The sequence below is a fragment of the Bradyrhizobium sp. USDA 4486 genome, assembly GCF_054057995.1.
This window is the reverse complement of record NZ_JBSRZV010000001.1, coordinates 7,188,707-7,210,490: the sequence shown is the minus strand read 5'-3', so window position 1 is coordinate 7,210,490 and position 21,784 is coordinate 7,188,707. Positions and strand designations below refer to the sequence as shown.

Here is a 21,784-nt window from a genome sequence, read left to right as displayed (position 1 = left end):
GGCCTCGACCGCGGAACCCACACGCTGGTTCCCGGTTAGACGCTGGCGGAAATTGATCAGCAGGAGGATCGCCCATGACGCGCCTCTCACGCGACGATGTCGTCAAGGCCGTGGATCGGGCCGACGACGTCACTATCGCCCAGATCATCGGGACGGGCGCAACCGTCGAGGAACTCGCCGAAGCTCAGGCCTGGCTCGCCAATGACGAGCCGATGATCAACGATTTGCGGCCGCTGGCACAGGGCCGCGTGCGCGAGCTGGTGGATATTCTCTCGGAACTCGACGAGGACGACGACGAGCAAGGTCCAGCCGATCCCGGCTCCGCATCTGCACTCGGCTAATTAACGAACTAACCGACAAAGCTAACGCCCCGGAGAGGCTGAACCCTCCGGGGCGGTTCGTCGTTTCAGCCGGCAGTGCCCGCACTCAATTCAGCTTGCGCTTCGACACTGGCGCCTCGAACTGGGCGATCTCCGCAGTCTGCGCTGCCCTGCCGTTGAAGGTCAGCACATTGCCTGCGGACGAGATCACAACGGTATCGCCGTCCCTGACGTCGCCGGCCAGGATCATCTCGGCGAGCGGATCCTGGAGGTAGCGCTGGATCACCCGCTTCAGCGGCCGGGCGCCGTAGGCGGGATCCCAACCCTTGGCGGCCAGCCAGTCGCGGCCGGCAGCATCGAGCGTCAGCACGATCTTGCGATCGGTCAGCAGCTTCTGCAGCCGCGCGAACTGGATCTCGACGATCCGGCCCATCTCGCTCCGCTGCAGGCGGTGGAACAGGATGATCTCGTCGACGCGGTTGAGGAATTCGGGGCGGAAATGCGCCCGCACCGTTCCCATCACCTGCTCACGCACGGCCGAGCTGTCTTCGCCCTCGGGTTGATTCACCAGAAATTCCGAACCGAGGTTCGAGGTCATGATGATCAGCGTATTGCGGAAATCGACGGTACGGCCCTGGCCATCGGTCAGGCGACCATCGTCGAGCACCTGCAACAGGACGTTGAAGACGTCGGGATGCGCTTTCTCGATCTCGTCGAACAGCACCACCTGATAAGGCCGGCGCCGCACCGCTTCGGTGAGCGCGCCGCCCTCGTCATAGCCGACATAGCCCGGAGGCGCGCCGATCAGCCGCGAGACCGAGTGCTTCTCCATGTACTCGGACATGTCGAGGCGGATCATCGCGGTCTCGTCGTTAAACAGGTACTCGGCGAGCGCCTTGGTCAGCTCGGTCTTGCCAACGCCGGTCGGCCCCAGGAACATGAACGAGCCGGTGGGCCGGTTCGGGTCCTGGAGGCCCGCACGCGAACGGCGCACGGCAGTGGCGACCGCACGCACGGCCTCGGCCTGGCCGACCACGCGCTGTCCGAGCTGCTCCTCCATCTTGAGGAGCTTCTCCTTCTCGCCTTCCAGCATCTTGTCGACGGGCACGCCAGTCCAGCGCGAAACCACCTGCGCGATGTGGTTGGCGGTGACCGCCTCCTCCATCATCTCGCCGGGGTTCTCCTTCGCCTCGATATCGGCGAGCTTCTTCTCCAGCTCCGGGATCCTTCCATAGGCTAGCTCGCCGGCCTTCTGGAATTCGCCGCGCCGCTGCGCGTTGGCGAGCTCGACGCGCAAGCCGTCGAGCTCCGCCTTCAGCTTCTGGGCGTTGGAGAGCTTGTTCTTCTCCGCGCTCCAGCGCGCGGTGAGCGCTGCCGACTTCTCCTCGAGCTCGACCAGCTCCTTCTCGAGCGCTTCGAGACGGGTCTTGGAGCCGGGATCACTTTCCTTCTTCAGGGCTTCCTGCTCGATCTTGAGCCGGATGATCTCGCGGTCCAGCGAATCCAGCTCCTCCGGCTTGGAATCGACCTGCATCTTCAGCCGCGCCGCGGCCTCGTCCATCAGGTCGATCGCCTTGTCGGGCAGGAAACGATCAGTGATGTAGCGGTTGGACAGCGTCGCAGAGGCGACAAGCGCGGAATCGGCGATCCGCACGCCATGGTGCTGCTCATACTTGTCCTTCAGCCCGCGCAGGATCGAGATGGTGTCCTCGACCGAGGGCTCGCTGACGAAGATCGGCTGGAACCGCCGCGCCAGCGCCGCGTCCTTCTCGACGTGCTTCTGGTACTCGTCGAGCGTGGTCGCGCCGATGCAGTGCAGCTCGCCACGGGCGAGTGCAGGCTTGAGCAGGTTGGAGGCGTCCATCGCGCCGTCACCCTTGCCGGCGCCGATCAGCGTGTGCATCTCGTCGATGAACAGGATGAAGGTGCCTTCGCTCCCGGTCACCTCCTGGAGCACCGCCTTCAGCCGCTCCTCGAACTCGCCGCGGTATTTTGCGCCTGCGATCAGCGCGCCCAGATCGAGCGCCAGCAGCTTCTTGTCCTTCAGGCTCTCCGGCACGTCGCCATTGACGATGCGCAGCGCGAGCCCTTCCGCGATCGCGGTCTTGCCGACGCCGGGTTCACCAATCAGGACAGGATTGTTCTTGGTCCGGCGCGACAGCACCTGGATGGTGCGGCGGATCTCCTCGTCGCGGCCGATGACCGGGTCGAGCTTGCCGTCGCGCGCAGCCTGGGTCAGGTCGCGGGCATATTTCTTCAGCGCGTCATAGGCGTTCTCGGCAGTCGCGGAGTCCGCGGTGCGGCCCTTGCGCAGTGCCTCGATCGCGGCGTTGAGATTTTGCGGGGTGACGCCACCCTTGGCGAGGATCGCTCCTGCCTCGCTGGTCTTCTCCACCGTGAGACCGAGCAGAAGCCGCTCGACGGTGACGAAGCTGTCGCCGGCCTTCTCGCCGGCCTTTTCGGCGGCATCAAAAGTGCGAGCGAGCTCGGGCGCGAGATAGATCTGGCCGGCGCCGCCGCCACTGACCTTCGGCACCTTGTTCAGGGCCTCCTCGGTCGCCTTCAGGATTGCACGGGAATTGCCGCCGGCACGGTCGATCAGACCGGCAGCGAGCCCCTCATTGTCGTCCAGCAGGACTTTCAGCACATGCAGGGTGGAAAACTGCTGGTGCCCCTCGCGCATCGCGAGCGACTGCGCGGACTGGATGAAGCCCCTGGAGCGTTCAGTATACTTCTCGACGTTCATTTCTTTTCTGTCCCTCGGCCTGCCCTTGGGGCCCGCTAAGGCACCCCAAACGGCATCTTCACTGGGTTTCCGCTGCCTGCGTTGACGTTCCTCAACCGGGCATCGGTCGTATCAGCCGGCGCTGGCGCCGGCCTGACCCAGATGTGGGAAGCGCGTCCCCGGATCGAAAGAGGCGAGTTCACAATTTCGTGCGCCGATCCGCCGGCTTGGCGGGACGCGGTCGAATCCCTTAAGTAGCGGCATGACAGCCAGCCAGACCGCCGAAATCACCGGCCTCTACCGCTATCCGATCAAGGGCCTGACGCCGGAGTCCCTGCCCCGCGTGCCCTTGCGGGTCGGCCAGACCTTGCCCGCCGACCGCCGCTACGCCATCGAGAACGGCCCAAGCGGGTTCGACCCTGAAGCCCCCGAATGGAAGCCGAAGATCCAGTTCCTGATGCTGGCGCGCCATGAGCGGCTGGCCTCCCTCGACAGTCGTTTCGAGGACGCAACCAACCGCCTGACCATCCGCAAGGACGGCCAGATCGTCGCCAGCGGCGATCTCGAGACCGCCGCCGGCCGCGCTGCCATCGAGAGCTACTTCACCGAGAATTTCCAGCCGGAGCTGAAGGGCCCGCCAAAGGTTCTGTCCGGACGCGACCACAGCTTTTCCGACGTCGCCCGCAAGGTCGTGTCCATCATCAATCTCGACAGCGTCCGCGCCATCGAGATCATGCTCGGCGGCATCGCCGTGCACCCGCTGCGCTTCCGCGCCAATCTCTACGTGAAGGGCTGGCCGGCATGGTCCGAGCTCGACCTCGTCGGCCAGACGCTCGCGATCGGGCCCGCCCGGCTGAAGGTGGTCAAACGCATCGTCCGCTGCCCGGCGACCAATGTCGACCCGGTGACCGCCGCGCGCGACCTCGAAATCCCGCCGACGCTCTCGCGCCATCTCGGCCATATGGATTGCGGCATCTATGCCGAGGTGATCGAAGGTGGCGAGATCGGCGTTGGGGATGCGGTCGCGGTGGAAGAGCCGAAGCTGGTGTGAGTTAGCACCGCTGCCGGAGGGTGGGCAAAGGCGCTCTGGCGCCGTGCCCACCATTTTATTGAACGGACGGAGGTGGTGGGCTCGCTTCGCTTTGCCCATCCTACGGCCCGTGGCTCCGTTAATTCGGCATCACATACGCATAGATCCGGCCGCGCGAGACCGGGGCCTCGCGGACGCGGTTGCCGTTGTTGCCGGAAATCATGATCGGATTGCCCTGCGCGTCGATGCCGGTGATGATGCCGACATGGCCGCCGCGGCGGCCGCGCGACATCACCGCGATGGCGCCGACCTGCGGACCGGAGACGCGGGTGCCGTAACGCGCGAACGAGCTCGCCATGTCGGAGCCGGTGCCGCGATGGCCGGTATGCTCCAGCACCATGTTCATGAAGCGCGCGCACCATAGGCTGCCGCGTCCCGTCGGATTGCCGCCGAGATAGCGGCGCGCCTCGGACACGAGGCCCGATCCGCCGCCCAAGCTGCCACCGCTCATGGCGTTGCTGGCCATGCCGCCGCCGTTGGCGTTCGGATCATAGCTGGCCTGGGTGTCAGCAAAGCCGCTCGCCTGCAACTGCGCCGCGCTGCGCTCGAAGCGCGAGCCACGGGCATGATGGCGATCATGATGATGTCTGGCATGGTGCACGTAAGCGTGCCGCTCTGCGCTATGACGATGATGCGGCCGCGCTGAGGCCGGAGAAACGAACGCGGCAGCCGCCGCGAAGAAGAACGCCAGCGCGACAATACAACGCGACAGGCGGTACGCAAACAACTCAACCATTCTTCATCCTTAGTTACACCCCCACTTCCCGTCGGCAAGTGCCGTGGCCGACATCCGCCGGGGCGTAAAGCGTCCGGATGTGGCGAGAAAAAGACTGCCATGTCGGCGAATGGCTGCGATGATTTTGCATTGGAGCTGGCCTGATGCTGCCGCATTGCGGACAACACCTTTAACTGCGATCCTCCGTTTGCGGCCTGAACAGAGGGAAACGGTTAATGCCCCATGCCACGACCAGGGACGGCGTCCGCATCTATTTCGAAGAGGCGGGCCAGGGAACGCCAATTATTTTCCTGCACGAGTTCGCGGCTGACTACACCAATTGGGAGCCGCAGATGCGCTACTTCTCGCGCGGCCACCGCTGCATCACCTATTCCGCGCGCGGCTACACGCCATCGGACGTGCCCGATGGCGAGGTCTACACCTACACGCATTTCTACACCGACGCGCTCGCGGTGCTCGATCATCTCGGAATCGAGCGCGCACATCTCGTGGGGCTCTCGATGGGCGCCTATTCGTCGCTCCAGATCGGATTGAACGCGCCGCATCGCGCGCTGTCGATGACGCTCGCCGGCGTCGGCTCCGGCTCCGAGCTCGAAAATCTCGACGCCTGGCGCAAGCAGTGCCGCGCCAATGCCGAACAGTTCGAGACGCTGGGCTCTGCCGAAGTCGCAAAGGTCACGCGCGAGGCGCCGAGCCGGATTCCCTTCCTGGTGAAGGACCCGCGCGGCCACGCCGATTTCTACGCCGCGCTCGCGCGTCACGATGCCAAGGGATCAGCCCGCACGATGCGCGGCTTTCAGGGCGGCCGCCCCTCGATCTACGCCATGACGGATGCGATCAGAGCCGTGGCAACGCCGGCGCTGATCATCTGCGGCGACGAGGACGATCCGTGCGTCGGTGCGAGTCTCTTTCTGAAGAAGCATCTGCCGGCTGCGGGCCTGGCGATGTTTCCCTAGTCCGGCCACGTGCTCAATCTCGAGGAGCCCGCGCTGTTCAACGAGAGCGTGGAGCGGTTCGTAACACTGGTGGAAGCGGGACGCTGGCCGGCGCGGGACCCGAGGTCGCTGGCGGCAGGTTAGCATGGCAGTCGTTCCGGGGCGCGCGAAGAGCGAACCCGGAACCTCGAGATTCCGGGCTCGATGCTATCGCATCGCCCCGGAATGACGGAGAACCTACTTCCCCCCGCCGCGGCTCAGCAGGAACACGCCCTGCTCGCCGAACATGTTCCATACCCACCACGGCAATCGCAGCCGGAGCGGACGACCGTAGAGGTCGAGCGCCTCGGCGCGCTCCATCTTGACGCCGATCGCGTCGCAGAGCTCGACGAAATCTTTGATGGTGCAGAAATGGATGTTGGCGGTGTCGTACCAGGTCGCCGGCAGGTTCTCCGTGCGCGGCATGTGGCCGCCGATCAGGAGCTGGAGCCGCATCTTCCAGAAGCCGAAATTCGGGAACGACACGATGGCGCGGCGGCCGATGCGCAGCAAGTTCTCCAGCACCACGCGCGGCTGCCGCGTCGCCTGCAGCGTCTGCGACAGGATCACATAGTCAAAGGCGTCGTCGGGATAGTTGACGAGGTCGGTGTCGGCGTCGCCCTGCACCACGGCAAGACCCTTGGCGACGCAGCGGTTGACGCCCTCGCGCGACAACTCGATGCCGCGGCCGTCGATGCCGCGCGTCTCCAGCAGCTGAAGCAGATCGCCGTCGCCGCAGCCGACGTCGAGCACCTTGGAGCCCGGCTTGACCATCTCGGCGACCAGCAGATGGTCGGCGCGGAAATGAGCGGACTGCTCCACGGTGAGACCGTTCAGCGGCAGCACTTCCTGTACAGACATCGCGAGCGGTCCTTGTCAGTCATTCTTGCCGGTGAGGCCGCGCGCCTTGCCCGCCGATTGCAGGAAGGCGCGGGAGATGTCGAAGAATTCGGGCACGTCGAGCAGGAAGGCGTCGTGGCCGCGATCGGTCTCGATCTCGGCGAACGACACCCGTGCGCTCGACGCGTTCAGCGCATGCACCAGCGCGCGCGATTCCGAGGTCGGAAACAGCCAGTCGCTGGTGAAGGACACCACGCAGAAGCGGGTCTGGATGCCCGCAAACGCCTTCGCCAGTACGCCGCCGTGATCGGCCGCGATGTCGAAATAGTCCATCGCGCGGGTGAGATAGAGATAGGAGTTGGCGTCGAAGCGCTCGACGAAGGAGGAGCCCTGGTAGCGCAGATAGGACTCGACCTGGAAGTCGGCGTCGAACGAGAAGGTCGGCAGCTCGCGATCCTGCATGCGCCGGCCGAATTTCCGGTGCAGAGCAGCGTCTGACAAATAAGTGATATGCGCGGCCATGCGCGCGACCGCGAGGCCGCGATGCGGATGAAGGCCGCGATCGGCATAGCCGCCATTGTGCCAGTCGGGATCGGCCATCACGGCCTGGCGGCCAAGCTCGTGGAAGGCAATGTTCTGCGCCGAGTGCCGCGTCGCGCAGGCGACCGCGAGCGCAGAGAACACGCGGGCAGGATAGGCCGCGGTCCATTGCAGCACCTGCATGCCGCCCATCGAGCCGCCGACGACAGCGAACAGCGTGTCGATGCCGAGCCGGTCGATCAGCATCGCCTGCGCGCGCACCATGTCGGGAATGGTGATGACGGGGAAATCGAGGCCCCACACCTTGCCGGTCGCGGGATTGATCGAGGCCGGCCCCGTCGAGCCCATGCAGCCGCCGATCACGTTGGAGCAGATGATGAAGTAGCGGCTCGGATCAATCGGGCGGCCCGGGCCGACCAACGTGTCCCACCAGCCGGGCTTGCCGGTGACGGGGTGCAGATTGGCGACGTGCTGGTCGCCGGTCAGCGCATGGCAGATCAGAATGGCGTTGGAGCGATCGGCATTGAGCTCGCCATAGGTCTGGTAGGCGATCTGGAACGGCGCCAGATCGATGCCGCAATCGAGCCGCAACGGCTGATCGGCGCCGAAACGCGCGACCTGCGAACTTGGGTGATCGACCTCGTGCGAGCGCTCATCAGCGCTGATCGCAGGACTCGGAATCGCCTTGACGCTACCCATCTGACCATCGACCTCGTTTGCGATCGGACTTCAGACCGCTACTTGCATCAGGCCATGAAAAACCCGGCCTAAACGATAGGTTCGGCCGGGATCGGAAGCGTCCCCGGCCTGTTTAGCGAGTTTTTTAACGTGGCTGCAAGCCGGCCGGCTCAAATGACCACGGAACGGGCAAAAGCTACTGTCTTGGGCGGTTTTCGTCAAGTCGCGGCCCGGATTAACCAAAATCGTCCTTGAAACGCCCGCCGAAAAGGCCGTCATTTCTCTTTGCTTTCGCCGCCCTGACTGCCTAATCAGGACATCGACCGCAGCGGAATCCGGTCGACTGGCTTGCCCGACCCGCATTGGAACGCCTCTCAACAGCACTTCGCAGAACGCATCTGGCAGATATGTCCCAACGTCCGCCCGCGCCACCATCGCTCCAGGAATTGCGCAAGGAGATCGACGCGATCGATGCGGACATGCATCGCCTGCTGATGCAGCGCGGCGACATCATCGACCGCCTGATCCAGGTCAAGCAGACCCAGGAGGTCGGCTCCGCGTTCCGGCCTGCGCGCGAGGCCGCGATGATGCGCGACCTCGTTCAGCGCCATCGCGGCATCCTGCCGCTCGACACGGTCGAGAGCATCTGGCGGGTGATCATCTCGACGTTCACTTACGTGCAGGCGCCGTTCTCCGTGCATGCCGACATCTCGGTGAGCGAGCCGGCGATGCGCGATTCCGCGCGATTCCATTTCGGCTTCACGGTGCCCTACGTCGCGCATTTCAGCGCGCAGGCTGCGGTCGAGGCGGTGGCCAAATCCAAGGGCGACCTGGCGCTGGTCTCGGCGACGTCGAGCCGCACGCCATGGTGGCTGGAGCTGGAAGCGGAAGGCGCGCCAAAAATCATCGCGCGGCTGCCCTTCGTCGAGCGCGCGGACCATCCGGCGGCACTGCCAGTGTTTGCGGTCTCGCGCGTCGCCGACAGCGCCCTGGTGACCGAGGTCGAGACCTTCAGCGTGCGCGTTTCCGGGTGGAACGCCGAGGTCGCGCGCGCCCTGTCGCCGCTTGCCGAGATCGTGGCGGTGCCCGATACCGCCTTCGACGGCGCGGCGCTGCTGGTGTCGGTCACGAGCGCAACCAGCATCGACAAGATCAAGGCTGCCCTGATCGAGGCGGGGGCCTCGGTGCGCTCCACGGCCCTCGTCGGCAGCCACGCAACGCGCTATACGGTGGCCCCGACCGGGCCGAAATCGTAAGCCACGCGCCCAGTCACTTTCGGAGTTGAAGATGTCCCGCCCCGTGCCGAATCCCGGCATTCTCGATATCGCGCCCTACACGCCCGGTAAGAGCCCGGTGCCGGAGCCGGGCCGCAAGGTGTTCAAGCTCTCGGCCAACGAGACGCCGTTCGGACCCTCGCCGAAGGCGATCGAGGCGTTCAAGCGCGTGGCGGATCATCTGGAGGATTATCCGGAAGGCACCTCGCGCGTGCTGCGCGAGGCGATCGGCCGCTCGTTCGGGCTCGATCCGAACCGCATCATCTGCGGTGCCGGCTCGGACGAGATCTTGAACCTGCTCGCCCACACCTATCTCGGCCAGGGCGACGAGGCGATCTCCACCACCCACGGCTTCCTGGTCTACCCGATCGCGACCATGGCGGTCGGCGCCAAGAACGTCATTGCACAGGAGACCAACCTCACCTGCAACGTCGACGCCATCCTCAACGCGGTGACTCCGAAGACGAAGCTGGTCTGGCTCGCCAATCCCAACAACCCGACCGGCACCTATGTGCCGTTCGACGAGGTCAAGCGCCTGCGCGCCGGCCTGCCCTCGCATGTGCTGCTGGTGCTGGATGCCGCCTATTCCGACTACGTTTCCCGCAACGACTATGAAATGGGAATCGAGCTGGTCGCCACCACCGAGAACACGGTCGTGACGCACACCTTCTCCAAGATCCACGGGCTTGCCGCGCTGCGCGTCGGATGGATGTTCGGCCCCGAGCACATCGTCGATGCCGTCAACCGCATCCGCGGTCCCTTCAACGTGTCGACGCCGGCGATGTACGCCGCGGTCGCCGCCATTGAAGACACCGCGCACCAGGCGATGTCGAAGCAGTTCACCGAGACCTGGCGCAACTGGCTGACCGAGGAGATCGGCAAGCTCGGACTGAAGGTGACGCCGAGCGTCGCCAATTTCGTGCTGATCCATTTCCCGACCGAGGGCAAGACCTCGGAGGCGGCCGATGCCTACCTCACCAAGCGCGGCCTCGTGCTGCGCGCGCTGAAGAATTACGGCCTGCCGCATTCACTGCGCATGACCATCGGCACCGAGGAGGCCAACCGCCTCGTGGTCGACGCCTTGCGCGACTTCATGGCCGGCAAATGAGCGGCGAGGCGCACTTCCAGCGCGTCGCCCTGATCGGCTTCGGCCTGATCGGCGGCTCGATCGCGCGCGCTGCGAAGCTCCAGGGCTTGGCGGGCGAGATCGTCGCCACCGCGCGCTCGGAGAAGACGCGCGCGCGGGTGATGGAGCTCGGCATCGTCGACCACGTGGTGGCGACCAATGCGGAGGCCGTGAAGGACGCCGATCTCGTCATTCTCTGCATCCCTGTCGGCGCCTGCGGCGAGGTGGCGAAGGAGATCGCTGATCATCTGAAGCCCGGCGCTGTCGTCTCCGACGTCGGCTCGGTCAAGGGCGCGGTGGTCAGGGACATGACGCCGCATTTGCCGAAGACCGTTCACTTCGTGCCGGCGCATCCGGTGGCGGGCACCGAGCATTCGGGCCCGGATTCCGGCTTCGCCGAGCTGTTCATCAACCGCTGGTGCATTTTGACGCCGCCGGACGGTGTCGATGCGGCAGCGACCGATCGGCTGCGCGCCTTCTGGGCAGCGATGGGCGCCAAGGTCGAGGTGATGACACCGGATCATCATGATCTCGTGCTCGCGATCACCAGCCATCTGCCGCATCTGATCGCCTATACCATTGTCGGCACCGCCGACGAGCTGGCGCAGGTGACGGAATCGGAGGTGATCAAATTCTCGGCCGGGGGCTTCCGCGATTTCACCCGCATCGCGGCGTCCGATCCGACGATGTGGCGCGACGTGTTCCTTGCCAACAAGGAAGCCGTGCTGGAGATGCTCGGCACCTTCACCGAGGATCTCGCCAAGCTGACCCGCGCCATTCGCCGCGGCGACGGCGAGGCGCTGTTCGACCATTTCACCCGCACCCGCGCCATCCGCCGCGGCATCGTCGAGATCGGCCAGGATTCGGCGGCGCCCGATTTCGGCCGGCCGCATGCAGCGCTGAAGAAGCCGTAGCTTTCTTTCAGCCATGGCCGGGCTTGACCTGGCTTGACCCGGCCATCCACGCGCATCCGCGATTGAATAGATACGTGGATGCCCGGGACAAGCGGGCATGACGACGGAGCGTTTGGCGGCCGTTGCGCAGCGCTCAATACAGCGACGGGATCTGGCCAACCTTGATCGGGCCGAGCAGCACCGCGCCATCGACGAATTTCAGCGGGAAGCTGCGCGCCTTCTTGCCTTCCAGCGTGCTCTCGGTGCCGATCGAATTGATGCCGGCGGCAACGCCGGCATTGGCGTTCTGCTTGATCACCTTGCCGAGACCGGGCACGGCGCGGTCGAGCGCGCCAAAGAGATTGTTGAGGTCCTGCGACTTCACGCCGGGCGCGACGCGGTCGAGGGTCGCCTGCGGCACGCCCTCCTCCAGCATCTTTTCGATGCCGAGCGCGGGGATGACGCGCTCGAGGCCCGTCACCGTCATCTGCAACTCGCCGTCGAGCCGGCCGTTGGCGGAGAGGCCGAGCGTTCCGGCCGCGACCGCGATCATCTCGCCCTGCTGGATGCGCGACTGCACGATTTCGATGTGACCGCCGGCGGCCTGGATCTCGCGAAAGCGCTGCGGCCAGGGCTTTGGCGTAAGGTCGGAAAGGCCGGTGATCTTCGCGCGCGTGTCCGCCTCGAACGGCTCGGCGAGCAGCGGATGAACGCCCTGGATGCTGCCTTGCGCGACGTGGAGCACGGTCTCGATGACAGGGTGATCGGAGGTCGATCCCTCGGCCAGGCGCCCGTGCAGCTCGACCTGCTTGGCGCGCGCGAGCGGCACCTGCACGCTGCCGTCGAGGCGGTTGAGGCTGGGATCGTCGAACACGAGCGAGGCACGATCCGGCACCGCCGGCAAGCCGACCACGCTGCTGTGGCCCTTGCTCCAGTTCGCCACGAAGGTGTTTTGCGTGATGCCATCGGTCAGCGTCGCCGGCGCGGAGAATTCGGCGATGACGTGTCTGGGATCGTAAACCTGGGCGACCACCAGGATGTTGTCGAGCCGCGCCGTGAACGGCGTCTTGCTGGCGTTCTGCGACACCAGGACGACGCTGGCGCCGGAGCACTGCACCTCGAAGCGGAATGGGAAGCCGGCGATGGAGCGCTTGGCGCAATCATAGATGCGGCCGGCCTTGGCCTCCTGCGCGCGCCAGGCGTCGGCGGCCACTTCGGCCTGCGAGGCCGCAAAGAACCAGAAACCGCTCCACGCGAGGGCGAGGATCAGGAGGAGAACGGGTGCGATGAAGAGGCGCCAACGAGAGCGCCGGCCTGCGGCAACGGTCATATCGGACATGCGGCGACCCTTTGGCCCCAGATTTTGGCAAATGTAAGCGGATCCGGCCTCCGACGAAAGTCCGAGAATTCGCTTCGCCTGGGGCCTTCATTCTGGTAGCCGTGCCCGAAATGTCGGAAATCACCCTCCCCTCCGTCACAACTGCCAAAGGCGACCTCTGGGTGTTCGGCTATGGCTCGCTGATGTGGCGGCCGGGCTTCGAATTCGAGGAGCGCGTCCCGGCGCGGCTGGTCGGCGAGCATCGCGCGCTTTGCGTCTATTCCTTCGTACATCGCGGCACGCCGGAGAAGCCGGGCCTGGTGCTCGGGCTCGACCGCGGCGGCGCCTGCCGCGGCATCGCTTTCCGCGTCGCCGAGAAGAACCGCACCGAGGTCGTCGCTTATCTGCGCGCGCGCGAGCAGGTCACCTCAGTCTATCGCGAGGTGATGCGCTCGGTGTGGCTCGAGAACGATGCGCGCCAGCGCGTTTCCGCGCTCGCGTATGTCGTCGACCGCGGCCATGTCCAATATGCCGGCCGGCTCTCGCTCGCCGAGCAGCATCGGCACGTGATCCAGGGCCACGGCCAGTCCGGCGCCAACCGCGACTACGTCACGGCGACGGTGAAGGCGATCGAGGCCGAGGGCTTTCGCGATACCCAGCTGCATCAGCTCGCGACGATGCTGCATGGTGATACGCATGCGCTGCACGCGCCGGCTCCGGACGAAGACAGCGAAAGCCGCTAGCTCGCCGACGGCGCGTAGCTCGGCGCGGAGCCGATCAGCTGCTCCTGCTCTTTCCGGCCCGCTTCGACGAGACGGCCGGTCGCGTCTTCGATCGCGGTTTGCACCCGGGAGAGAAACTCGTCCTTCGGCAGGCCCGCCGGCAGTGGATCGAGGAACTCCACCACCAGCGTGCCGGGATAGCGCATGAAGGTGCGGCGCGGCCAGAACAGGCCGGAATTGAGCGCGATCGGAAGGCAGGCGACGCCGCAGGACGAATAGATCTGCGCAAAACCGGTCTTGTAGTCCGGCGGCGCGCCCGGCGCACGACGCGTGCCTTCCGGAAAGATCACGAGCTGGCGGCCGCTGCGCACCGCCTCGCGCGCGCGCCGCGTCATGTCCAGCAGCGCCTTCACGCCGGCATTGCGATCGATCGCGATCATGCCGGTTTTGGCCAGGAACTGGCCAAATACGGGAATCTGCATCAGCTGGCGCTTGAGGATGAAGATCGGGCGGTTGAAGAAGCCCGGCAGCACGAACGTCTCCCAGAACGACTGGTGCTTCGCCACGATCAAGAGCGGCCCGGCCGGGATCTTCTCCGTACCCCGGAATTCCACCTTGATGTTGCAGACGACGCGCATCAGGACCAGCGTCGCCTTCGCCCACCATTCCGCGACCGTCAGCATGGCGCGCGGCGGCAATGCGAAGGTCGGCAGCGCCACGATCGCGAGACACACCAGCACGGCGTAGAACAGCACGTTGAATACGAGCGAGCGCAAGAAAATCAGGAACATCGAGGGTCCGATCAATTGGCCTGTGCGGTGGCGGGCCGCTTCGGCTGCTGGCCTGGAGGCTGCTCCGACATCTCGGGCGAAAGGTCAATCCCGAAATCCTCCAGACGGACCCTGATCTCGGCCGCGACATATTTGACATATTCGGACAGGAGCAGCCGCAAGGTCGAGGCCGAGGTCCACCACGGCTCCTCGCGCCATTTCTCGCCGACCACCGCGAACGGGATCAGCGTCGTTTTCGGCATTGCATGCGAGAACTCCACGAGCGCGCGCGGCATGTGGTAGTTCGAGGTGACCACGATGAGCGACTTGAAGCCGCGCCCTTCGGTCCAGCGCCGCGCCTCCGCCGCGTTGCCGCGGGTGGAGACCGCGGTGCGGTCGAGATCGACGCAGCAATGCATGAAGGACTGGTTCTCCGGCAGGGTCCGGGAGATGTCGCTCGCGGTCGAGGTCGGATGCACGCCGGAGATCAGCAGCCGCTGGCCGTAGCCGGCAGCCAGCAGCTCCATCGCGTCCGACACCCGCGAGGCGCCGCCGGTCAGGACAACGATGCCGTCGGCCTTGCGCCCAGGAGCGATCTCGGCGCCCCGTAGTTGCGACAGGAACGCGAGGAAGCCCGCCACCGCGCCGACGAAGGCGAACGCGATCGTCGAGACCAATGCCGCGCGCAGCCAGCCGCGCGGCAGTTTCGGCGATCGATCGTCGGCCTTTGAGGTCATGTGATGTCGATGATCCCTTCCCGGGATGATTTTAGGACGTTTTGAGGCGAAGTGGAGTCTGGTTTGTTGGGCTCGATGAATGCAACGGACCACAACTCCATCGTCCTCAGTGCTGCACTCCCTCGAGCCCCGCTTGCGCGGAGAGGCGAAGAAATCTCAATCAATGTCATTCAATGTCGCGAACAGGGTCTGGCGCGAGGCAACCGCCGTGATGGCGCCGATCAACACCGCCTGCACCGCGAGCACGACATAGCCCGAGGGCCGCAGCGAGAAAGTGCCGAGCAGTGCCGCGAACTGGTCGCCGACGGGCGTGCCGGAAAACCAGCCGGCGATCGACTCGGAGAAGCCGAACAGCAGCATGGCGACGCCGCCGCCGATCACGCCGCCCTCCAGCCCCAGGCGGAGGAAATGGCGCAGGAAGTGGTTGGCGATATAGCGGTCGCCGGCGCCGACGAAATGCAGAACCTCGACGATCGGGCGGTTCGCCGCCATGGCGCCGCGGGTCGCGAACGACACCGAGATGATGGTCGCGATAATGACGAGCGCGAGAATGCCGATGCCGGCGAGCACGGTGGCGTTGGTCATCGAGCGCATGCGCTCGATCCAGGCGCGGTGATCGTCGACGCTGGCGCTTGGCGCCACCTGCGTCACGCGCGCGCGCAAGGCAGCGAGATCGAGCTGTGTGCCCGGCTGCACCCGCGCGATGATCATGCGCGGCACCGGCAGATCGTCCATCGACAGGCCCGTGCCGAGCCAGGGCTCGAGCAGCTTGCCGCTCTCGTCCTTGCTGAACGGCTTGACCTCGACGATGCCGGGCTGCGCGCGCACCGCCTCGGTCACGGCCGCGGTGTCGCGGTCGAGATCGCGTCCCGCTTGGGGACGGACCTGGATGGTGATTTCGCTTGCGACATCCGACTGCCATTCCGCGGCGGAGGCGCTGACGAGGAGCACCGTGCCCGTCGTCATCGAGGCGAGGAAGGTCATGATGGCAACGACGGCGACCAGCGCGCGGCCATGGATCGAGGCACGCGGCACGATCGGCGACATGTTGCGCGCCTTGGCCGGAAGCTGCGGACGCTCCTGTCCGAGGTCGACCAGCACGCCGCGCTCGTCGGTCCTACTCATAGACGTGCAACCGTCCCTGATGCAGCACCAGCCGCCGCGCCTCGTACTGGTCCATCAGACCGATGTCGTGGGTGGCGATAATGACGGCGGTGCCCGACTTGTTGAGCTCGATGAACAGCCGCAGCAGGCGGCGGCCGAGCGTCGGATCGACGCTGCCGGTCGGCTCGTCCGCGAGCAGCAGCTGCGGCCGCGAGATCACGGCGCGGGCAATCGCGGCGCGCTGCTTCTCGCCGCCCGACAGGATCGGCGGCAGCGCGTCCATGCGGTCGCCGAGCCCGACCCAGCGCAAGAGGTCGATCACCTCCTTGCGGTAGCTCGACTCGTTGCGGCCCATGACGCGGAACGGCAGCGCGACGTTCTCGTAGGTGGTCATGTGGTCGAGCAGGCGGAAATCCTGGAGCACGATGCCGATACGCTTGCGCAGATCGGCGATCTCGTCCTTGCCGAGCTGCGAGATGTCGTGGCCGAACAGATTGACGAGGCCGCGCGTCGGCCGGTGCGACAGGAACAACAGGCGCAGCAGCGACGTCTTGCCGGCGCCGGACGGGCCGGTGAGGAATTGAAAAGAATGCGCCGGAATCTGGAAGCTGAGGTCGCGCAGAATCTCCGGCCCCAGTCCGTAACGCAATCCGACATTTTCGAACCGAACCAAGTTCAGCTCCGTTCGAGAGGGGGCCGCGCCGCGGCACCCCGCCACACGCGATCAAGGGGTTGTGCGACCGTTATGGTTTCCGGTTCGTTAACGGTCGCCTTGTAGCATTTGGAGTGCCCGGCTCTCGGCGCCCGCGGCATTTTCAAGACCAGTCCGTGCATCAAGGCCCGTGTCCATGCATATCGTCTGCCCTCATTGTACGACATCCTACGCTATCAAGCTCGCGAGCCTTGGGACGAACGGACGGACCGTTCGTTGCTCCCGCTGCAAGGAGACCTGGGTCGCCTATGCCGATGATGCCATCGAGGAGGCATCCGTTCCGGCCTTGGCCGCGGCCAGCCAGTCCGAAGACCAGTCCGACCTCGCCGAGCAGTGGAACTCCTACGCCAAGGACGATAGCGCCGCGGATACGCCGGTCGTCGACAGTCCATCCATCGCCAGTGACTGGCCGGCCGACGAGGCCAAGGAGATGGAAGATGAGTGGTCGGCGGCCGCTCGCGCGGCCGAAGAGGACGCCCTCGGCGCGCAGCACCAGTCCTGGTTCCGCGGCCTGTTCAGTCGCCGCGGCGCGCGGGTGAGCCGCCCGGTCCCCGCCGCGAGGCCGCGCAAATCCCATTTCGGCCTGCCCGTCGCCTGCGCTGCCATGGGCGCGCTGGTGCTGGCCCTGATCATCTGGCGCGGCGACATGGTGCGACTGCTGCCGCAGACCGCCGCGTTCTACAAACTGGTCGGGTTCGACGTAAATCTGCGCGGGCTTGCCTTCAAGGACGTCAAGCTCTCCAGCGAGACCGTTGACGGTAAGCAGGTGCTGGTGATCGAGGGTGTGATCGTCGGCCAGGGCAAGAAGCCGCTCGATATCCCGCGGCTGCGCTTTGCCGTGCGAGACGCGCAAGGCGCGGAGATCTATGCCTGGAACACCGTGCTGGAACAGACCGTGCTGCAACCGGGCGAGCGCGCCTTCTTCCGCTCGCGCCTGGCCTCGCCGCCGCCCGAGGGCCGCAACATCGACGTTCGCTTCTTCAACCGGCGCGACATCGCCGGCGGCAGCGTGTAATTGATCTCGCGTATCCTCCACGGGAGGCTGGTCCCAAGGTTGATCTCATGTCGAAAATCCTGATCGCCGACGACGAGGATTCGATGCGCCAGCTGGTGGCGCGCGCCATCGCCATGGACGGCCACGAGATCGTCACCGCGCAGGACGGCGCCGAGGCATTGGAGATCCTGACCCGCGAGGACGGCGCGTTCGACCTGCTGCTCACCGACATTCAGATGCCGGTGATGGACGGCATCGCGCTGGCGCTCGCCGCCGCGCGCGACTTCCCTGGCCTCACCATCCTGCTGATGACCGGCTTTGCCGACCAGCGCGAGCGCGCCTCGAACCTCAACGCGCTGGTGCATGACGTCGTGACCAAGCCGTTCTCGGTGGCCGACATCCGCACCGCGGTGGCGGATGCGCTGGCGGCGAACAAGGGCTAGCGGGCCACACCAGCCACACACACCGGTGTCATGCCCCGGCTGCGCCGGCGATGACAGCGCGCTTATGGCAACTTTTCCGTCAAAAATCCTTCAGCAGCCGCTCGAGATAATCCAGCTCGATCTGCGGGCGCGAGGGATCGCCTAGGCGGCGGCGGAGCTCTTCGAGGATGCGGCGGACGCGCTGCGCGTCGATCTCGCCGGGGATCTTCACCGTGTAGTCGTCGCTGAGATCGCGGCCATGGAGCGGGCGGCCGAGCGGGTCGGTCTGGTTGCTGCCGCTCTGCTGACGACCGGCGCGGTTGCCGGGACCATCGCCCTGGCCCTCGCCGTCGCCCTGCTGCATCGCCTCGGCCATCTTCTGAGCGCCCTTGCGCAAGGCCTCGAGGGCCTTGCCTTGGGAGTCCACGGCGCCGTCGGCATTGCCCTCGCCGAGCTTGGAGCCGGCATCGCCCATGGCGCCGTCGGCGGCGTCCAGACCGCCGTCGTCATCACCATCGCCGTCCTGATCGCCATTCTGGCCGGGCTGACCCTGGTCGCCCTGCTGCCCCTGCTGGCCTTTTTGATTCTGACCCTTTTGCCCCTTCTGCATGAGGCCGCGCTTGGCGAGCTGATCCTGAAGCTTCTTCAAGCGGTCGCGCAGCGCCTGCTGATCCTGCTGCAGGTCCGACATCGACTGATCGCCCTGCTTGCCACGCGAACGATCGCGCCGGGAGTCCTGGCCCTGCTTGAAGGTCTTGTCGCGCAATTGCTGCTGCTTGCGGATCATGTCGCTGAGCTCGTTCAGCGCCTGCTCCATCTCGCTGTCGCCGGATTGCCCGGGCTGCGCCATCTGGAGGTTTTCCATGATCTGCGCCAGCTGCTCGAGCAGACGCTGGGCCGCCTCGCGATTGCCTTCCTTCGCCGCCTTCTCGATCTGCTTCAAGAGATCGTCGAGATCACGCTGCGTGATGACGGAACGATCGCGATTTGAGGACTGACTCCGTTCCGTCGCGCGCTTGTATTCCTCGAGCTTCTGGATCGCATCGGACTGGTTGTTCAGGCTCTTGCCGGATTCCTTCTGGCGCAGGCTGTCGCCGGAATCCTGCATCGCCTTTTCCGCGCTGTCGAGCAGCGCGTCAGGATCCTGATCGAGCTGGGCAGCGGCAGGCACGACGCTTCCCAACAGGACGGCGAGGCAGGCGATCGAGATCGCCTTCAAGACTGGCACGCGCGCTAGCTTCCGCATTTCCGGTCCCGCGTAAACTGGTTGGCCCCGTCCTCGCCCTTGTTGGCCCGGCTGTTCGCCGACTTCCGATAGGCCTGAAGCTGCTGACGCAACGCGTCCTGCTGCTGCGCCAGCTCTTCGAGCTGCTCTGGCGTGGCATGCTGGGTCTTCTGTCGCAGCTCGATTGCCTTGTCGAGGATGAGCTGGACCTCCGCGGGGAACGGCTGCCTGGCTCCGAGCGGATTCTGCTCGGCGCGCCGGGCGAGATCGCGCACCTTGCCGGCCATGGCCTCGCGCAGCTTCTGCGTCAGCACCCGGATCTCGTCCTCGCTGGCGCCGCGTTCCAGCGCGTGCTTGAGGGCGTCCTGCGCCGCGCGCAGCGCGGCGTTGACGCTGCCGGCGACACCGTCGTCCTCGATGGTCGTCGCGAACGCCCACATGCTCGCCACCACCTCGCGCAGCGCATCGTCGGTGCGAGCCGCCTCGAGCTGCGACGCCAGGCTGCGTAGGCCGAGATAGCAGCCGGCATCCGGCGTGAACAATTCGGGCGCGATCATCAGCGCGTCCAGCGCCGCATAGACCTCGGAATTCTTGTTGGCGTCGAGCGCGAGGATGCGGCGCTGCTCGATGAGCGCGCGAGAGAGCGAATTGGTGAACAGACGCTCGGGCAGGCGCATGTTGAAGGGCTCGCTCTTGGCCTCGTTGCCGGCCTCGTCCTTCGCGGTGAGCGTCAGCGTGACGTCGGCGCCGGCATAGGGATCCTCGCTGAGATCCTTCACCGTCTGGCCGACGCCGTTGCGTGTGCGTGCATTCGGCAGCACCAGGGGGAATTTCGGCGGCTGGAACAGCGGCCGCGCGGCCACTTTGGTGTCGGCGTCCTTGCCGCCATTCTTGCTGGCGTCCTTGGCATCGGCGAGGCGCAAGCCGATTTGCGCTTCGGCGCCGGTGACGCCGTAATCATCCTCGATCTTATAGGAGAGTTGGAGTCCGCCGCGGGCCTGGCGCTCCGGGTCCTTGGCGAGCGCGATGGTCGGCGGGTGGTCCGGCGTCGCGGCGAAGGCCCATTGCGGCTGGCCCGAGGGCGCGCGCACATGCGCGGTGCCGTCACCGGTGATGGCAAAATGCTTTTCGTTGGTGCCCTTGGGCGTCGCCTCGGTCGGAGCGACCTCCTTGAGGCCGCCAGAGACGGTGACATCGAGGCTGCCGCCCGAGGAACGCACGATCAGGGTCGAGCCGGCGGGAACGGCGAGCGGGCCAGTGGCCGGCAGCGCCGCGGCCTCCTTGTTAGCGGCCGACAGGATCACCGGCGGCCTGCCGGTGTAGAGCGGCGGGGTGACCCAGGCATCGACGCGGACATTCGTCGGCGCCAGCACGCCGTTCCAGTCGAAAGCGGCCCCAAGCCGCATCGCGCGCTCGTCGCCGGCGGCGAAGAAGGTCGCCACCAGCAACACCATCACCAGCGCGCGCAGCGCCCAGGGATCATGGATGGCGATGCGCGGATGCGGCAGTCCGGCGCGGATGCGCTTGAGCGAGGCCAGTGTGCGCTCGCGCTGGGCTCGCCACAGCGCCTGCGCGACCGGATCCTGCGAGCTCAGCGTATCGGTCAGCGTGGTGGCCGGGCGGTGACGAATGCCGGAACCACGGTCGAGCCGGGCGAGCGCCTCCTCGCGGCTCGGCCAGCGGAAACGAACCAGCGGCAATAAGGCGGCAATCGCAATGCCGGCGAAAATGACGAGGCCGATGGCGCGCGCCACGAACGGCAACGCCAGCCAGAGCCCGGCCCAGGACAAGGCCAGAAACAGGCCGACGACGGTCAGAAGTCGCGCCAGATTTGGCCAGGCACGCTCCCACGCGATGGCATAAATGGCCCGATCGAGGGCCTGCGCCAGCTTCAGCCGCGACAGAGCGCCACTGTTGCGGATCGGGTCTGACGGGTCGGGGGTGACGCCGTTCAATCAACTCTCCAGGTTGCCCGGTAGAGAAGCCTACCACAACGGCAGCACTGAGGCATCCGTTCCTGTACGGGAGAGACCCCTTTTCCCGCATAACACGAGGACGTGACTGGCTCGCTGCAACCCCGTAGTTTCCGCGCCGCCCCTGAGGGAGAGATGAGGAAACGACATGGACAAGAAGATGCACGACAAGGGCCTGGAAGTCCGCAAAGCGGTGCTGGGCGAGGCCTATGTCAACAATGCCCTGAAGAACGTCGACGATTTCAACCGGCCGTTCCAGGAGATGCTCAACGAATATTGCTGGGGCACGGTGTGGGGCCGCGAGGAGTTGCCGCGCAAGACCCGCAGCATGCTCAACATCGCCATGATCGCGATCCTCAACCGCCAGCACGAGTTTCGCGCGCATCTGAAGGGCGCGCTGACCAACGGCGTCACCCGCGACGAGATCCGCGAGATCCTGATGCAGGTCGCGATCTATGGCGGCATGCCCGCGGCCGTCGACAGTTTCCGCATCGCGCGAGAGGTGTTCGCGGAGATCGACGGGAAGGCGTGAGGGCGCGAGGTCAGGGACGCAACATCCTCACCTCCGTCGTCCCGGACAAGCGAAGCTCCCGACAAGGCGTAGCGTTGTC

The 21,784-nt window shown here is 65.9% G+C and carries 20 protein-coding genes, 1 pseudogene and 1 riboswitch; of the genes and pseudogenes, 10 read left to right on the top strand and 11 right to left on the bottom strand.

Annotated features, from left to right (window positions below; translation table 11 throughout):
- Positions 1 to 74: 74 nt before the first annotated feature.
- Positions 75 to 341, top strand: a complete 267-nt coding sequence (locus ACVWY3_RS34080) for a hypothetical protein (protein WP_456842373.1) — start codon at positions 75 to 77, stop codon at positions 339 to 341.
- Between the two features lie 85 nt (positions 342 to 426).
- Here the strand turns inward: ACVWY3_RS34080 and clpB are convergent, their stop codons facing one another.
- A complete protein-coding gene (gene clpB / locus ACVWY3_RS34075) occupies positions 427 to 3,066 on the bottom strand; it encodes an ATP-dependent chaperone ClpB (protein WP_456842372.1) in 2,640 nt (879 codons plus the stop codon).
- Positions 3,067 to 3,307: 241 nt separating this feature from the next.
- On the opposite strand from clpB, the gene ACVWY3_RS34070 reads away from it, so the two are divergent.
- Complete coding sequence (locus ACVWY3_RS34070; protein ID WP_456842371.1) at positions 3,308 to 4,096, top strand: MOSC domain-containing protein; 789 nt, start codon at positions 3,308 to 3,310, stop codon at positions 4,094 to 4,096.
- A gap of 118 nt (positions 4,097 to 4,214) precedes the next feature.
- On the opposite strand, the gene ACVWY3_RS34065 is transcribed toward ACVWY3_RS34070, so the two are convergent.
- A complete protein-coding gene (locus ACVWY3_RS34065; protein WP_456842370.1) occupies positions 4,215 to 4,871 on the bottom strand; it encodes a TIGR02594 family protein in 657 nt (218 codons plus the stop codon).
- 215 nt (positions 4,872 to 5,086) lie between these two features.
- Here ACVWY3_RS34065 and ACVWY3_RS34060 point away from each other — a divergent pair.
- Positions 5,087 to 5,950, top strand: a pseudogene (locus ACVWY3_RS34060) (alpha/beta fold hydrolase).
- A 93-nt stretch (positions 5,951 to 6,043) separates the two neighbouring features.
- On the opposite strand, the gene metW reads toward ACVWY3_RS34060, so the two are convergent.
- Complete coding sequence (metW, locus tag ACVWY3_RS34055) at positions 6,044 to 6,706, bottom strand: methionine biosynthesis protein MetW (protein ID WP_456842369.1); 663 nt, start codon at positions 6,704 to 6,706, stop codon at positions 6,044 to 6,046.
- A gap of 15 nt (positions 6,707 to 6,721) precedes the next feature.
- Positions 6,722 to 7,924 carry a homoserine O-acetyltransferase MetX gene (gene metX / locus ACVWY3_RS34050; RefSeq protein WP_456842368.1) on the bottom strand — a complete coding sequence of 401 codons (1,203 nt, stop codon included), beginning with the start codon at positions 7,922 to 7,924 and terminating at the stop codon, positions 6,722 to 6,724.
- A 91-nt stretch (positions 7,925 to 8,015) separates the two neighbouring features.
- Positions 8,016 to 8,095: riboswitch (SAM riboswitch) on the bottom strand.
- 215 nt (positions 8,096 to 8,310) lie between these two features.
- Between metX and ACVWY3_RS34045 the strand changes: the two genes are divergently transcribed.
- From ACVWY3_RS34045 to ACVWY3_RS34035, 3 genes are read left to right on the top strand one after another with little or no spacing between them, the layout of a single operon-like run.
- Complete coding sequence (locus ACVWY3_RS34045; protein ID WP_456842367.1) at positions 8,311 to 9,159, top strand: chorismate mutase; 849 nt, start codon at positions 8,311 to 8,313, stop codon at positions 9,157 to 9,159.
- 31 nt (positions 9,160 to 9,190) lie between these two features.
- Positions 9,191 to 10,285 (top strand): histidinol-phosphate transaminase, encoded by a 1,095-nt coding sequence (gene hisC / locus ACVWY3_RS34040; protein ID WP_456842366.1) that lies wholly within the window; start codon positions 9,191 to 9,193, stop codon positions 10,283 to 10,285.
- A complete protein-coding gene (locus ACVWY3_RS34035; protein WP_456842365.1) occupies positions 10,282 to 11,217 on the top strand; it encodes a prephenate/arogenate dehydrogenase family protein in 936 nt (311 codons plus the stop codon). The genes hisC and ACVWY3_RS34035 overlap by 4 nt, the downstream gene beginning before the upstream one ends.
- Positions 11,218 to 11,350: 133 nt before the next feature.
- Here ACVWY3_RS34035 and ACVWY3_RS34030 read toward each other — a convergent pair whose 3' ends face one another.
- Complete coding sequence (locus ACVWY3_RS34030) at positions 11,351 to 12,535, bottom strand: DUF2125 domain-containing protein (protein WP_456842364.1); 1,185 nt, start codon at positions 12,533 to 12,535, stop codon at positions 11,351 to 11,353.
- Positions 12,536 to 12,645: 110 nt separating this feature from the next.
- Here ACVWY3_RS34030 and ACVWY3_RS34025 point away from each other — a divergent pair, with 110 nt between their 5' ends.
- Positions 12,646 to 13,257: a gamma-glutamylcyclotransferase gene (locus tag ACVWY3_RS34025; protein WP_456842363.1), complete on the top strand. Its 612-nt coding sequence runs from the start codon at positions 12,646 to 12,648 to the stop codon at positions 13,255 to 13,257.
- On the opposite strand, the gene ACVWY3_RS34020 is transcribed toward ACVWY3_RS34025, so the two are convergent.
- From ACVWY3_RS34020 to ftsE, 4 genes are all read right to left on the bottom strand, one after another.
- Positions 13,254 to 14,027, bottom strand: coding sequence for a lysophospholipid acyltransferase family protein (locus ACVWY3_RS34020; protein WP_456842362.1), 774 nt, complete (start codon positions 14,025 to 14,027; stop codon positions 13,254 to 13,256). The two genes, ACVWY3_RS34025 and ACVWY3_RS34020, sit on opposite strands and share 4 nt — an antisense overlap.
- A gap of 11 nt (positions 14,028 to 14,038) precedes the next feature.
- Positions 14,039 to 14,743 carry a YdcF family protein gene (locus ACVWY3_RS34015; RefSeq protein WP_456842361.1) on the bottom strand — a complete coding sequence of 235 codons (705 nt, stop codon included), beginning with the start codon at positions 14,741 to 14,743 and terminating at the stop codon, positions 14,039 to 14,041.
- Positions 14,744 to 14,899: 156 nt separating this feature from the next.
- A complete protein-coding gene (locus ACVWY3_RS34010; RefSeq protein WP_456842360.1) occupies positions 14,900 to 15,868 on the bottom strand; it encodes a cell division protein FtsX in 969 nt (322 codons plus the stop codon).
- Complete coding sequence (ftsE, locus tag ACVWY3_RS34005; RefSeq protein WP_158669248.1) at positions 15,861 to 16,520, bottom strand: cell division ATP-binding protein FtsE; 660 nt, start codon at positions 16,518 to 16,520, stop codon at positions 15,861 to 15,863. The genes ACVWY3_RS34010 and ftsE overlap by 8 nt, the downstream gene beginning before the upstream one ends.
- A 175-nt stretch (positions 16,521 to 16,695) precedes the next feature.
- Between ftsE and ACVWY3_RS34000 the strand changes: the two genes are divergently transcribed.
- Both ACVWY3_RS34000 and ACVWY3_RS33995 read left to right on the top strand, forming a co-directional pair.
- Positions 16,696 to 17,574: an MJ0042-type zinc finger domain-containing protein gene (locus ACVWY3_RS34000; RefSeq protein WP_456843524.1), complete on the top strand. Its 879-nt coding sequence runs from the start codon at positions 16,696 to 16,698 to the stop codon at positions 17,572 to 17,574.
- Between the two features lie 47 nt (positions 17,575 to 17,621).
- A complete protein-coding gene (locus tag ACVWY3_RS33995) occupies positions 17,622 to 17,996 on the top strand; it encodes a response regulator (protein ID WP_456842359.1) in 375 nt (124 codons plus the stop codon).
- A gap of 79 nt (positions 17,997 to 18,075) precedes the next feature.
- On the opposite strand, the gene ACVWY3_RS33990 is transcribed toward ACVWY3_RS33995, so the two are convergent.
- Positions 18,076 to 19,221, bottom strand: coding sequence for a DUF4175 family protein (locus ACVWY3_RS33990; RefSeq protein WP_456842358.1), 1,146 nt, complete (start codon positions 19,219 to 19,221; stop codon positions 18,076 to 18,078).
- A complete protein-coding gene (locus tag ACVWY3_RS33985) occupies positions 19,209 to 21,155 on the bottom strand; it encodes a TIGR02302 family protein (RefSeq protein WP_456842357.1) in 1,947 nt (648 codons plus the stop codon). Before ACVWY3_RS33985 ends, ACVWY3_RS33990 begins: the two co-directional genes overlap by 13 nt.
- Positions 21,156 to 21,321: 166 nt before the next feature.
- Between ACVWY3_RS33985 and ACVWY3_RS33980 the strand changes: the two genes are divergently transcribed.
- On the top strand, positions 21,322 to 21,705 hold the full coding sequence (locus ACVWY3_RS33980; protein WP_008567285.1) for a carboxymuconolactone decarboxylase family protein: 384 nt from the start codon (positions 21,322 to 21,324) through the stop codon (positions 21,703 to 21,705).
- Positions 21,706 to 21,784: the final 79 nt, after the last annotated feature.